This is a genomic window from Aeromonas sp. s11 (genome assembly GCF_040907945.1).
Lineage (GTDB): Bacteria > Pseudomonadota > Gammaproteobacteria > Enterobacterales > Aeromonadaceae > Aeromonas > Aeromonas veronii.
Window position 1 is genome coordinate 99,796 of record NZ_JBFOCU010000023.1, and the last position, 13,170, is coordinate 112,965.

The following is a 13,170-nucleotide window of genomic DNA, read 5'->3' on the forward strand; positions in this document are numbered from 1 at the left end:
TGCTGTTGGCACGCCAGATGCAAAGACTAATATGTCCTGCATAAGGATATGTGTGTGATTGTTACCCCAATGTTCAGGTATTCAGGCCATTTCTCACGAAATGGCCTCTTTTTTGGCTGATTGTCGGATGTTGGCCTGCCACAGGCTGTCATGAGTGCCGCTGATTGTGCCCGTTTGGGGCATCTCCTTGGTGAACTTATCCCATCATGGTGCGTTGGAGGGCTTAGTTGGCAAAGCCGCTCATGTCGATCACCAGCTTGCCTACCATGCGGCCCGCCTCGACCTCGGCATGGGCCTGAGCCAGCGTGACCGGGGTCAGTGATGGGATGGTGCTGGTCAGGGTGGTCTGCAATACCCCTTCATCGACCAGTGCCGCTACCCGGCCGAGCAGGCGGTGCTGCTCGATCATGTCTGGCGTCTGGAACAGGGAGCGGGTGAACATGAACTCCTGGCTGAAGGTGACGCTCTTGCTCTTGAGCAGGGAGAGATCCCACGGCTCGCTCGATTCGGCGATGGTGCAGATATGGCCAAACGGACGGATCAGCCCCGCCATGGTGGCCCAGTGTTCGGCGGTGGCGTTGGTGCAGAAGATGGCATCGACCTGAGTGATGCCAAGGGCGGTCAGCTCCTCCTGCAACTTGTGGTGGTTTACGACCTGATGGGCGCCCATCTCGAGGCACCACTCGCGGCTCTCGGGGCGGGAGGCGGTCGCAATCACCTCCATGCCAGTGAGCTGGCGGGCCAGCTGGATGGCGATGGAGCCCACGCCACCGGCGCCGCCGATGATCAGCAGTTTGCCACGGCTTTCGCGGTTAAGAGCGAAGCGCTCGAACAGGGTCTCCCAGGCGGTGATGGCGGTGAGCGGCAGGGCGGCGGCCTCCACATCGCTCAAGCTGGTGGGGGCGATCGCGGCGATGCGCTCATCCACCAGTTGCAGGGCGCTGTTGCTGCCCGGGCGGCTGATGTCGCCGGCATACCAGACCCGGTCGCCTGTCTTGAACAGGGTCACTTCGCTTCCGGTGGCGATCACTTCCCCCACCGCATCCCAGCCCAGCACCCGGGGCGAGCTTTCAATTTTGGCCTTGGGGGAGCGCACCTTGGTATCCACCGGATTGACGGAGGTGGCAGTAACCCGGACCAGCAGATCCCGCGGACCCGGAACCGGATCGGGCAGGTTGGCGGCGATGAAGCAGTCGGGGTGGTCGCTTGGCAGATAGTGAGTCAGGGCAATGGCTTTCATGGTTTTTCCTTTCAAATCGCTGTGTTCGGGATTGCCACTCACTCTAGTCTGGTTGATTATCAAGATTAAGATGGGTAATCGGTAAAGACTGTTTGAATATATGAACAATGTCGATCTGGAGTTGATGGGGCTGTTCGCCACCGTGGTGGAGCAGGGGAGCTTTACCCGGGCCGCCGAGCTGCTTGGTATGCCCAAGTCATCGGTGAGCCAGAAGATCTCGCGGCTCGAATCCCAACTCGGGGTGCGGCTGTTGCAGCGAACCACTCGCAGGTTGAGCCTGACGCCGCAGGGGGAGCTCTATGTGGAGCACTGTCAGGGGCTGCTGGCTCTGGCCCGCAGCGCCAATCTGGCGATGGCACGGCTGCGCTCGGCCCCGGCGGGGCGGGTGCGGATTACTGCCCCCGAGGCGACCGGTACTCTATTGCTTGGCCGGATCCTCGCCGAGTTTCGCGCCCTCTATCCCGAGGTGGTGCTGGAACTGACCCTGAGCGATGAACAGCTCGATCTGGTGGGGGAAGGTTATGATTTGGCGCTGCGGGCGGCGCCGCTGAAAGACTCCAGCCTCATCTGCCGGCGTATCGGTGAGGTGGCGCGCCATCTGGTGGCGGCGCCCGCCTATCTGGCGGCCCACGGCATGCCACAACAGTTGAGCGAGCTGGGCCGTTATGCCTGTCTGGTGCACTCGGCCATGCCGGTGTGGCCATTGCAGGAGGGCGGCTGGCGGCCACAGGGGGCCTGTGTCAGCAATAGCTTGCTGGCGCTGCGGGAGATGGCACTCCATGACGGGGGGATTGCCCTGTTGCCCCACCATGTCTGTGAAGGGGATTTGGCGGCGGGGCGGCTGCAGAAGGTGTTGCCGGATCAGCCCATTCCGGCCAACCCGTTCTACCTAATCTATCCGAGTCGGGAGCATCTGGCCCCCGCCCTGCGCACCCTGATGGATTTCGTGGCCGAGCGGTTGCCGTTTGCCTGAGTTACCAACTGCTCTGGCTGGCCGACTCCTGATTGGGTTTGAGGCCGATGGGGACCGACTGGCGCTCCGCCAGCATGCGGATCTGTCCTTCAATCAGGCTGGCGCTGGGGCCCAGCACCAGCACCAGCTGGTGGTCGTTGAGCTGGATCCAGGAGAGGCAGCCCAGGCCCAGCAGGCGAGATTCATCCACCAGTGAAATATCGCGCACCCGCAGGCTGAGGCGGGTGATACAGACACTCATCGCCACCAGATTGTCCATCCCGCCCAGCACCTTGAGGTACTGGATCGCCAGCATCTGCGGGTCTGAGGGGGCAACGCTGGCAAGGCGCGGATGCTCCACCGCGATGGGCTTGCTCGGCATGCTGAGGGGGGCACGCTCCAGCAGTTGATAGAACAGCAGGGTGTAGGCGACGAAGAACAGGATACCGACCGGAATGAGCCAGAAGCTGTGCTCCCCAGCCTGATAGCTCAGCACCAGATCCAGCAGACCGGCGGAGAAGTAACTGCCCACCTTGATCCCCAGCCCGCTACAGACCGCCAGCGACAGTCCGGTCAGCAGGGCGTGGGCGAGAAACAGCCAGGGGGCGGTAAAGGCGAACAGAAACTCGATAGGCTCTGTGATACCCACCAGTGCCGAGGTGAGCGCCAGGGTGAGCAGCAGCCCGCCTTGTGGCAGCCGCTGCATCCGCTGGCGGTGCAGCCAGATGGCAAAACAGGCGCCCGGCAGGCCGAACATGATGATGGGGTAAAGACCGGCCACATACCCTTCATGAAGGGGTTGGGCGGTGGCCAGCGCCTGCAGGTTGCTCTCGCCAAGGCCGATGACGCTGCCCAATACCTGATGGAGCCCGAGCGGGATCAGCAGTCGGTTGAGGGTGCCGTAGCAGAAGGCGCCAAACGGCGTGGTGAGCAGCTCGGAGGTGAGCAGGGTCAGCCCGCGCTCCAGTGGCGGCCACAGCAGCGAGAGGGGGATGGCGATCAGCAGGCAGGCCAAGGCCGACACCAGCAGGCTGGGAAACTCCCCCCTGGCGATCTGCAGCCAGCGGGGCAGCGTTTGCTGGTGAACCCAGGGATAGATGATGGCGGTGGTGAGCCCCGCCAGCAGACCGCAGATCATGTCGGCGTGCAGGTTGGGGGCCAGCGTATTGAAAGCTGTGCTGAGCAGCAGGAAGTTGACCGCCCCCGCCAGCGTCTGTCCGCCCAGCTCCTGCCGACTCAGGCCAAAGGCGATCGCCACCGCATAGATGAGCGGCATCTGGCTGAAGATCGCCTGACCGGTGAGGGAGAGCACCGCCAAATCGAGCACGTCGGGTTGCCCAAGCCGGTAGATCAACGCCGCCATCGGCAGGATGGAGACGGGCAGCAGCAGGGCATAACCGAGCCGCTGCAGGGCTTGAGTAACGACTTGTCGAGTGGCTTTAACGGGCATACAGCGGCTACGTTCTGTGACTTGGCGCACAGTTTAACCGGAAAACACCTATTTGGGGATAGTTTTGGAACCCCTAATTTATATTTTTATTATTTCTGCCCGAAAAGCTCGTGCACTTCCCGCGAGGGCGGTGCCGTCAGCAGGCTGACCGTGATAAAGACCACCAGCGCTAGCGTGAGGCTTGGCACGATGGCGTGCAGGCCAGCCAGCTTGATCCCCCACTGACTGAGCACCCCATAGCTGACGATGCCGCTGACCATGCTGGCCAGTGCGCCCGGGCCGTTGGCCCGCGACCAGTAGAGGCCGAGCACCAGCGGCCAGAGGAACACAGCCTGCAGACCGCCAAAGGCGAGCAGGTTGAGCCAGATGATCATCTCGGGCGGTTGCAGCGCCGCCAGCAGCACCAGGGTGCCCAAGATCAGGGTGCAGAGCAGGGAGAGGCGCGGAATGCGCACTTCCAGCTTCTCCTGCTTTGGACTCAGATAGTTGAGATAGAGATCTTTCACCAGAGTGGCGGAAGCCTGGATCAGCTGGGAGTCGATGGTGGACATGATGGCTGCCATCGGCGCCGCCAGAAAGACCCCGGCCAGCCAAGGGGGCAGCACTTCCATCATCAGGGAGGGCATGATCTTGTCCGGGCTGTCCATGCCCGGCAGGATGGCGCGGCCAAGGGCGCCCGCCAGATGCATGCCAAACATCAGCAGGGCGCTGACTACGGTGCCGATCAGAATGCCGCGATGGAGCGCCTTGCTGTCGCGATAGCCAAAGCAGCGCAGCGCCGAGTGGGGCAGCCCCACCACCCCGACACAGACTAGGATCCAGAAGCTCAGCATAAAGGGCTGGGTCAACATGTCGCCGGCCCCTTGCGGGCTTACCAGCTTGGGATCGATCTCCCTGAGCTGGTGGATAAGGTTCGGCAGGCCGTCACCGGCAATCAAAATCCCCGCCAGCAAGGCGCCGGTGCCGATCAGCATGATGATCCCCTGCAGGGCATCAGTCATCACCACCGCGCGGAAGCCGCCGATGATAGTGTAGAGCAGTACGCAGCTGGCAAACAGCATCAACCCCTGCTGGTAGGAGAGGCCGGTAGCGGTCTCCAGCAGGCGGGCGCCGCCGATAAACTGCACCACCATGGTCGCGATAAAGGCGAGGATGATAGTAACGGAGCCGAGGATCACCACCGCCTTGCTCTGATAGCGGGCCCACAGCATGTCGTTGATGGTCACCGCATTGACCCGGCGGGCGATGATGGCGAACTTCTTGCCAAGCACCCCCAGAGTGAGCCAGACGGTGGGCAGCTGGATCATCGCCAGCAACACCCAGCCCAGACCGATCTTGTAGGCCGCGCCCGGCCCGCCGATAAAGGAGGAGGCCGAGGTGTAGGTGGCCACTAGCGTCATCGCCAGCACCAGCCCGCCCATGCTGCGGTTGCCGATGAAGTACTCCTGCACGAAGTTGCCTTCTGCGCGATGGCGGCTGGCCCAGAAACCCACCCCCAGCACCAGCACCAGATAGATGACGAGCGGCAGCATCAACTCAAGATTCATGGGATGACTCCTTGCCGGAAGGGGAGTGGGTATCGAGGGGGATCTCCACAAACAGCCGGTTCACCATCAGGGCGCAGAGCAGAATGAACAGCAGCGGCATCACCATGCAGCTGAGCAGGAACCACAACGGCAGCCCCCACAACTCCAGCTGGAGCGGGATAAAATAGGCGGTGCCATACCAGGCAAAGAAGTAGAACAGGGTCAGCAGCAGGCAGAAAGCTGCTTCCCGGCGGGCGAGAGCAAAACGGTTCACCTTGGCCTCCGACAAATTTGAGGGGCGCAAGGATAACAAAAAAGGGCCATGTCGCCATGGCCCTTTTTCAGCAGAGGCTCCTTGCGGAGCAGACTTCCACCGGAAGTCCGGTCTCTATCAGCGATCCTTACAGACCTAACTTCTTGTGCAGGTAGTGGGCGTTGGTACTGCCACCGTGCAATGTCATCGGGTCTCTATCAGCGATCCTTACAGACCCAACTTCTTGTGCAGGTAGTGGATATTGGTGCCACCGTGCTGGAAGTTTTCGTCTTTCATGATCTCTTTTTGCAGCGGTACGTTGGTCTTGATCCCTTCCACCACCAGCTCGTCCAGCGCATGACGCATGCGGGCGATGGCAATGTCACGATTCTCGCCGTAGCAGATCAGCTTGCCGATCATCGAATCGTAGTGGGGCGGTACCTTGTAACCGGCATAGATGTGGGAGTCCCAACGCACGCCCAGACCACCCGGCGCGTGGAAGCGCTGCACCAGACCCGGAGAGGGCATGAAGGTGGCCGGATCTTCGGCGTTGATCCGGCACTCGATGGCATGGCCACGGATGCGGATATCCTGCTGGGTGATCGACAGGGGCTGACCGGCGGCGATGCGCAGCTGCTCCTTGATCAGATCGATACCGGTGACCATCTCGGTGACCGGATGTTCAACCTGAATACGGGTGTTCATTTCGATGAAATAGAACTCGCCGTTCTCGTACAGGAACTCGAAAGTACCCGCACCGCGGTAGCCGATCTCGATACAGGCGCGCACACAGCGCTCGCCGATGAACTTGCGCATTTCGGCGGTGATGCCGGGTGCCGGCGCCTCTTCCACCACTTTCTGGTGGCGACGCTGCATGGAGCAGTCACGCTCGCCCAGATAGAGGGCGTTGCCCTGGCCGTCTGCCAACACCTGAATTTCGATGTGGCGCGGGTTTTCCAGGTACTTCTCCATGTAGACCATGTCGTTCTTGAAGAACTGGCCTGCTTCGGATTTGGTCAGGGCGATGGCGCCCGCCAGTTCCGCTTCATTGCGCACCACGCGCATACCGCGACCACCACCGCCACCGGCAGCCTTGATGATCACCGGATAGCCGATGCGCTTGGCAATGGCGGCGTTGTGCTTGGCGTCGTTGTCGACGGGGCCGTCAGAGCCCGGTACACACGGTACGCCCGCTTTCTTCATCGCTTCGATGGCGGAGACCTTGTCACCCATCAGGCGAATGGTCTCGGCGCGCGGGCCGATGAAGATGAAGCCGGATTTTTCGACCACTTCGGCGAAATCGGCGTTCTCGGAGAGGAAGCCGTAACCCGGGTGGATGGCCACGGCACCGGTTACCTCGGCGGCGGCGATGATGGCCGGGACGTTGAGGTAGGATTCAGTACTGGCCGGTCTGCCGATACAGATGGATTCGTCGGCCAGCAGCACATGTTTGAGCTCCCGGTCGGCGGTGGAGTGAACGGCCACTGTCTTGATCCCGAGCTCTTTACAGGCGCGCAGGATCCGCAGGGCAATTTCACCGCGGTTGGCGATGACTACTTTGTCCAACATGGGTGGCGATTTCCCTTATTCGATGATGAACAGTGGCTCGTCAAATTCGACGGCCTGACCATTTTCAACCAGGATCGCTTTGATCACACCGGCCTTGTCAGACTCGATTTGGTTCATCATTTTCATGGCTTCGACGATGCACAGGGTGTCGCCGACATTGACTTGCTGACCCACTTCCGCGAACGGCTTGGCATCCGGGCTGGAGGAGCGGTAGAAGGAGCCAACCATCGGGGAGCGCATCAGGTGACCGCTCGGGGCGGCATCTGCGGCCGGTGCGGCGGCAACCGGGGCGGCAGCGGCAGGTGCGGCAACCGGAGCGGCTTGCTGCATCATCATCTGCGGCATGGCGGTGGTCACCTGACCGGAGAAGTTGCGGCTGATGCGAACGGACTCTTCACCTTCGGAGATCTCCAGTTCGGCGATGCCGGACTCTTCAACCAGTTCAATCAGCTTCTTGATTTTGCGGATATCCATTAGCATTCTCTTTCTTCTTTATCTGATCAGTGATTATCAAGCCGCGCGCAGATGGCGCACGGCCGCGGTTAAAGCGAATTGGTAGCCATCGGCCCCCAGACCACAAATGACCCCTTTGGCGACATCAGACAGATAGGAGTGATGACGGAACGGCTCCCTGGCATGGACGTTTGACAGGTGAACCTCGATAAAAGGGATGGCGACACCCAGCAGCGCATCGCGAATGGCGACGCTGGTGTGGGTGAAGGCGGCTGGATTGATGATGATAAAATCCACCTGGCCCATGGCCTGATGGATGCGGCCGACCAACTCATGTTCGGCATTGGATTGCAGATGTTCCAGAGTGACACCGAGTTCGCTGGCGTTAAGCTTCAGATCGGCGACGATCTCATCAAGCGTCTTGCTGCCGTAGATACCCGGTTCCCGTTTGCCCAGCAGATTCAGGTTTGGTCCGTTGAGCAGGAGAATTCGGTGATTTTGCGACATATTGAGTACATCCTCGATGATAATGCTGCTATCTATCAGCTATCTTGTGGACTACCAGAAATCTAGCCATTTTCTGCGCAAATCGGTGTGCCCTGGCACACAGATTTCGCAATTATATTGATTTCGTGAAAATTAGCAGCATTTTACTGGTCTAATCTCTACATCTGGCTATTTATTGCACGTTTCGACCTGAGATACTTTGTCGCTGCCACCTTGCTGTTTGCTGGCGGATAAGAAACGATAAAGCCGGCACAGGGCCGGCTTTATTGAGCAACAAACGAAGCGGGATCAGGCAGCTTCCGACTTCTCGCGAATGAGTTTGTCTACTACGCCCGGATCCGCGAGGGTGGAGATATCCCCCAAGCTGTCGGTTTCGCCAGTGGCGATCTTGCGCAAGATGCGGCGCATGATCTTGCCGGAACGGGTCTTCGGCAACCCCTCCGCCCAGTGAATGACATCCGGCGTGGCGATGGCACCGATCTCCTTGCGCACCCACTCCTTCACCTCTTTGTGCAGCTCACGGCTCGGCTCTTCTCCGGCGATCAGGGTGACATAGGCATAGATACCCTGACCCTTGATCTCGTGAGGAACCCCCACCACAGCGGCTTCGGCTATCTTGGGATGGGCCACCAGCGCCGATTCAATTTCGGCGGTACCCATGCGGTGGCCGGAGACGTTCAGTACATCATCCACCCGACCGGTGATCCAGTAGTAGCCGTCCTCGTCGCGACGGGCACCGTCGCCAGTGAAGTAGCGGCCCGGGAAGGTGGAGAAGTAGGTCTGCTCGAAGCGCTCGTGATCGCCGAATACGGTGCGCATCTGGCCCGGCCAGGAGTCGGTGATCACCAGGTTACCCTCGGTGGCACCTTCCAGCGGTTCGCCCATGTTGTCGACCAGTGCAGGTTGCACCCCGAAGAAGGGACGAGTCGCCGAGCCCGGTTTCAGGTCGGTGACGCCGGGCAGCGGCGTAATCAGGATGCCGCCGGTCTCGGTTTGCCACCAGGTATCGACAATGGGGCAGCGCTCATCGCCAATGGTGCGGTAGTACCACTCCCAGGCTTCCGGGTTGATGGGTTCACCCACCGAACCCATGATGCGCAGGCTCTGGCGGGAGGTGCCGGTGACCGCTTCGTTACCCTTGGCCATCAGGGCGCGGATGGCGGTAGGGGCGGTATAGAGGATGGTGACCTGGTGCTTGTCCACCACCTGACTCATGCGGTTGGTGGCCGGGTAGTTGGGCACCCCTTCGAACATGATGGTGGTGGCACCATTGGCGAGCGGCCCGTAGACCAGATAGGAGTGGCCGGTGACCCAGCCCACATCGGCGGTACACCAGTAGATATCCTCTTCGTGGTAGTCGAACACATATTTGAAGGTGAGACTGGCATAAACTAGATAGCCGCCTGTGGTGTGCAGCACCCCCTTGGGTTTGCCGGTGGAGCCGGAGGTATAGAGGATAAAGAGCGGATCTTCGGCGTTCATCGCCTCGGGCGGGCAGTCGCTGCTGACGGTGGCGGTCGCTTCGTGCCACCAGATGTCGCGGTGGTTGTGCCAGGCGACATTGCCGCCGGTGCGCTTGAGCACGATCACCTTGTTGACCTGGGTTTCCGGGTTGGTGAGCGCTTCATCCACATTCTTCTTGAGTGGCACCGGACGGCCGCCACGCAGTCCCTCGTCGGCGGTGATCACGATGCGCGAGCCCGAGTCGATGATGCGGCCAGCCAGCGCTTCCGGCGAGAAGCCGCCGAATACGATGCTGTGTACTGCGCCGATGCGGGTACAGGCCAGCATGGCGATGGCGGCTTCGGGCACCATGGGCATATAGAGGCAGACCACGTCGCCGCGGTGAACCCCTTGTGCTTTCAATACGTTGGCAAACTTGCACACTTCGCTGTGCAGTTCGCGGTAAGTGAGTTTACGATCTTCGGCGGGGTTGTCCCCTTCCCAGATGATGGCGACCTTGTCACCCCGTTCGGCGAGATGGCGATCGAGACAGTTGGCAGAGACGTTGAGCTGGCCATCTTCAAACCACTTGATGGAGACATGGCCCGGATCGTAGGAGGTGTTCTTGACCTTGGTATAGGGTTTCATCCAGTCGAGAATTTTTCCCTGCTCTCCCCAGAAGGTATCGGGATCCTCGACGGAGGCCTGATACATGGCGGCGTAGTCGCCCTTGTCTAGCAGTGCATTGCTGCTGATGTGGGGTTTGACCGGGTAGACCTTGCTCTCGCTCATCACTCACTCCTTTGAATAGATCTTTTAATGGTTTCTTAACAACTTATACCTTTGGTTGCGGGGGGCAATTAGACTTTTGGATAGGCGGCAACAGTTGGTTACAGGACAAAGAGTGACAATTAATTGGTGATTGAGTAAAAGGGGGCCGTGTCGATTAATTGGAGGTCATGATGTTTTCTCTGTTGCTCTGTGCATCCCTCTGGCAGTTTGATGCGCCAGTGCCCGCTGGCGAACCTCCGAAAGAGTTTGCGATCACCCATCAGGAGGCCTCACCCGCGCTGCGGGATCGGGTGGCCGATCAGCTTGGTCATGCATGGCAGGCCAAAGAGCCTGGTACCAGACTTACCTTCAGCGAGCCAGCCCCCCGTTATGCTGGCGAATCACCGCTGACGCGCATGCTCAATGATCGTGATGATGGTTGGGAATCCCGCTTGCAGATCGAGTGGTAATCCGGTCGGCAGCCAGGAGGCGGATGCCTCCCGGCTGGTGATGATGATTGCCTGCCGCTATGAGACGTAGCGTTGATGCAGGCGATCTCCCATATGTTCGACATGCAGTGGTTTGCTGAACAGATAGCCCTGTCCTTCGCCGCAGTTGAGTGATTGCAAGAAGGCGTGTTGTGCCTTGGTTTCAATCCCTTCGGCGGTGACCTCCATATCCAGACTGTCGGCCAGATTGATGATGGTGCGGCAGAGCTCCCGACTGTTCTTGTCTTCCGGTAATGCCTGCACAAACGCCCGGTCGATCTTGATGCGATCGATCGGCAGGGTCTTGAGCAGACTCAGTGACGAGAAGCCGGTGCCAAAGTCATCGATGGCAATCTGCACGCCGAGATTTTTCAGGCGGGTAAAGAGATCCAGACTCTGTTCGACCCGCTGGATGATGCTCTCCGTCACCTCGATCTCCAGCCGTTCTGGCGGAAATCCTGTCTCGGCCAGAATAGCGGCGACTCGTTCAACGTAGCCCGGGGAGCGCATCTCCCGCACCGACACATTGACCGACAAGCGAGGCACCGGCAGTCCGGCGGCCAGCCAGTTTTGTCCCTGCTCGCAGGCGTTGCGCATCACCCACTCCCCAATTTTCTCGATCAGGCCGCACTCCTCCGCCACCGGAATAAAACGGGTCGGCGCTATCATTCCCTCATTCGGATGCTGCCAGCGCAGCAGGGCTTCCAGTCCGCTCAGGTGGCCGTTGGCCAGATTGGTCATGGGTTGATAGAAGATGCAGAGCTGTTCGAGCTCAAGGGCCTTGAGCAGACCCTGCTCAATCTGCATCCGCTCGCGGGCTCGAGCCGCCATGCAGGGGGTATAGAACTGGAATCCGTTGCGCCCCTGACTTTTCGCCTCGTACATGGCGCTGTCGGCGGCGCTGACCAGGGTTTCCGGGCTGTCTGCATGATCCGGATAGATGGCGATACCGATACTTGCCGAGATCGCCACCAGCTCATGGGCCAGCTCAACCGGTTCACGCAACACGGTCAGCAGGGTATTGGCCAGGGTTGCCAGCTCGTCAGGCTCCTCCAGATAGGGGATCAGCACCAGAAACTCGTCTCCCCCGAGGCGGGTCGCCAGATCGTTGTGCTGCAGGCAGCCGCGGATCCGCTCTGCCAGCCGCTTGAGCAGCTCATCGCCAACTCCGTGGCCCAAGCTGTCGTTGATCAGCTTGAAGCCATCCAGATCGATAAAGAGCAGCCCCAACCGTTTGCGATTGAGCTGCGCGGTTTTCAGCTCAAGGGCCAGCCGCTCCTGCAACAGATGACGATTGCCCAGCTCGGTCAGGGGATCGTGATAGGCAAGGTGATTCAGTTCGGCCTCCACCTTGCGAATGGCGCTGATGTCGGAGAGGGCGATCACATAGTGAGTAGTGTTGTTGAAGTTGTCATAGACAGCGCTGATCTGCTGCCAGGAGGAGAAGTAGCTGCCATCCTTGCGCAGACAAACCATCTCGCCATGCCAGGCGTTGTTGCCGGGGCGCAGGTGATACCAGGGATAGTCGAGGTCGGTGTAGCGCCTGGGATGCATGATGATATCCGGGGTGCGGCCTATCACCTCCTCGGCATTGTATTGGGTCAGCATGGTGAAGGCCGGGTTGACCGACAGAATATGGTGCTCGCTGTCGAGGATGATGATCCCCTCGGCCGTGGTATCGAATACCACGTTGGCCTGATGGAGCCGCTCCTCCTGACGGCGGCGGGCGGTGGCATTGTGAATGACTCCCATGACCCGGTGGCCGACCGACTCGGTGGCGGGGACATGGTCGGCATGAATATCGACCCAGTGGCGCTCGTTGAGCGCGGTGAGGTAGCTCAGGGTGAGATGGATGGGGTCATGACTTTGCAGGGCGGCCTTGAGCTGGCTGCCGGATTCCGGTTCAAAACAGTCGACGAACGCTTGCAGCCCGCCGTGGAACTGGTTGGCCTCGATGCCCAGCAGCGGCTCAATCTGGCCGTCGAACAGCAGTCTGTCCTCCGCCACGTGCCATTCCCACACCCCGATTTGGGCTGCTCGCATTGCCAGCTGCAGCCGTTGTTCGGTTTCGTACTGCTCGGTGATGTCCCGCACGATGGCGAGGATACCGTTCAGTTCCCCTTTCTCATCACGCATCGGGCTGTAGGTGGCCTGAAAGCGGCGGGAGCTATTGTCGTACGCCGCGGTTTGGCCCGTGATGGCGATATCCACGTAGGGCATGCCGCTTCGCATGATCTGCTGAAACATGGGCTCCAGGGTCGGGGCCAGCTTGGGAACCACCTCTCTGAGGTGCTTGCCCTGATGCTCCTCGATGCTTTTGCCATTGATGTCGGCCAGCACCTGATTGACTTTACGGTAGCGAAATTCGCAGTCAAAGACGCCGATGCCCAGAGGGGCATTATCCATCAGCTGTTCCAGGACGGTGTGATCTGACAGCTGGGTCAACATTGCCTCGGTGTCGGCGTTGAAAAGCTTCCCATCCATGATGACCTCGGCATTGATTGTTTTATCACTTTCA

11 protein-coding genes are annotated in these 13,170 nt (G+C 60.1%); 2 read left to right on the forward strand and 9 right to left on the reverse strand.

Translation table 11 applies throughout. The features are described 5' to 3' along the window. Nucleotides 1–223: 223 nt before the first annotated feature. On the reverse strand, nt 224–1,240 hold the full coding sequence (locus tag AB5Y84_RS05405; RefSeq protein ID WP_368176528.1) for a zinc-binding alcohol dehydrogenase family protein: 1,017 nt from the start codon (nt 1,238–1,240) through the stop codon (nt 224–226). Between the two features lie 100 nt (nt 1,241–1,340). Between AB5Y84_RS05405 and AB5Y84_RS05410 the strand changes: the two genes are divergently transcribed. Then, entirely contained in the window at nt 1,341–2,213 is an 873-nt protein-coding gene (locus AB5Y84_RS05410) for a LysR family transcriptional regulator (RefSeq protein ID WP_005338917.1), read from the forward strand. A 1-nt stretch (nt 2,214) separates the two neighbouring features. On the opposite strand, the gene AB5Y84_RS05415 is transcribed toward AB5Y84_RS05410, so the two are convergent. From AB5Y84_RS05415 to acs, 7 genes are all read right to left on the reverse strand, one after another. Then, on the reverse strand, nt 2,215–3,642 hold the full coding sequence (locus AB5Y84_RS05415; protein WP_368176529.1) for a PTS transporter subunit EIIC: 1,428 nt from the start codon (nt 3,640–3,642) through the stop codon (nt 2,215–2,217). 89 nt (nt 3,643–3,731) lie between these two features. Next, the gene (gene panF, locus AB5Y84_RS05420; RefSeq protein ID WP_368176530.1) at nt 3,732–5,189 is read right to left on the reverse strand and encodes a sodium/pantothenate symporter; all 1,458 of its coding nucleotides are present in this window, start codon (nt 5,187–5,189) and stop codon (nt 3,732–3,734) included. Next, nucleotides 5,179–5,442: a YhdT family protein gene (locus AB5Y84_RS05425; RefSeq protein WP_005349483.1), complete on the reverse strand. Its 264-nt coding sequence runs from the start codon at nt 5,440–5,442 to the stop codon at nt 5,179–5,181. The genes panF and AB5Y84_RS05425 overlap by 11 nt, the downstream gene beginning before the upstream one ends. A 207-nt stretch (nt 5,443–5,649) precedes the next feature. Next, nucleotides 5,650–6,990 (reverse strand): acetyl-CoA carboxylase biotin carboxylase subunit, encoded by a 1,341-nt coding sequence (gene accC / locus AB5Y84_RS05430; RefSeq protein WP_005338910.1) that lies wholly within the window; start codon nt 6,988–6,990, stop codon nt 5,650–5,652. Between the two features lie 15 nt (nt 6,991–7,005). Further along, a complete protein-coding gene (accB, locus tag AB5Y84_RS05435) occupies nt 7,006–7,464 on the reverse strand; it encodes an acetyl-CoA carboxylase biotin carboxyl carrier protein (protein WP_005338908.1) in 459 nt (152 codons plus the stop codon). A gap of 36 nt (nt 7,465–7,500) precedes the next feature. Then, entirely contained in the window at nt 7,501–7,950 is a 450-nt protein-coding gene (aroQ, locus tag AB5Y84_RS05440) for a type II 3-dehydroquinate dehydratase (RefSeq protein ID WP_179903226.1), read from the reverse strand. Nucleotides 7,951–8,238: 288 nt separating this feature from the next. Beyond that, a complete protein-coding gene (gene acs, locus AB5Y84_RS05445) occupies nt 8,239–10,185 on the reverse strand; it encodes an acetate--CoA ligase (RefSeq protein ID WP_167556681.1) in 1,947 nt (648 codons plus the stop codon). A gap of 167 nt (nt 10,186–10,352) precedes the next feature. Between acs and AB5Y84_RS05450 the strand changes: the two genes are divergently transcribed. Further along, entirely contained in the window at nt 10,353–10,634 is a 282-nt protein-coding gene (locus AB5Y84_RS05450; protein ID WP_225315392.1) for a hypothetical protein, read from the forward strand. Between the two features lie 57 nt (nt 10,635–10,691). Here AB5Y84_RS05450 and AB5Y84_RS05455 read toward each other — a convergent pair whose 3' ends face one another. Next, nucleotides 10,692–13,100 (reverse strand): EAL domain-containing protein, encoded by a 2,409-nt coding sequence (locus AB5Y84_RS05455; RefSeq protein WP_227016222.1) that lies wholly within the window; start codon nt 13,098–13,100, stop codon nt 10,692–10,694. Nucleotides 13,101–13,170 lie beyond the last annotated feature (70 nt).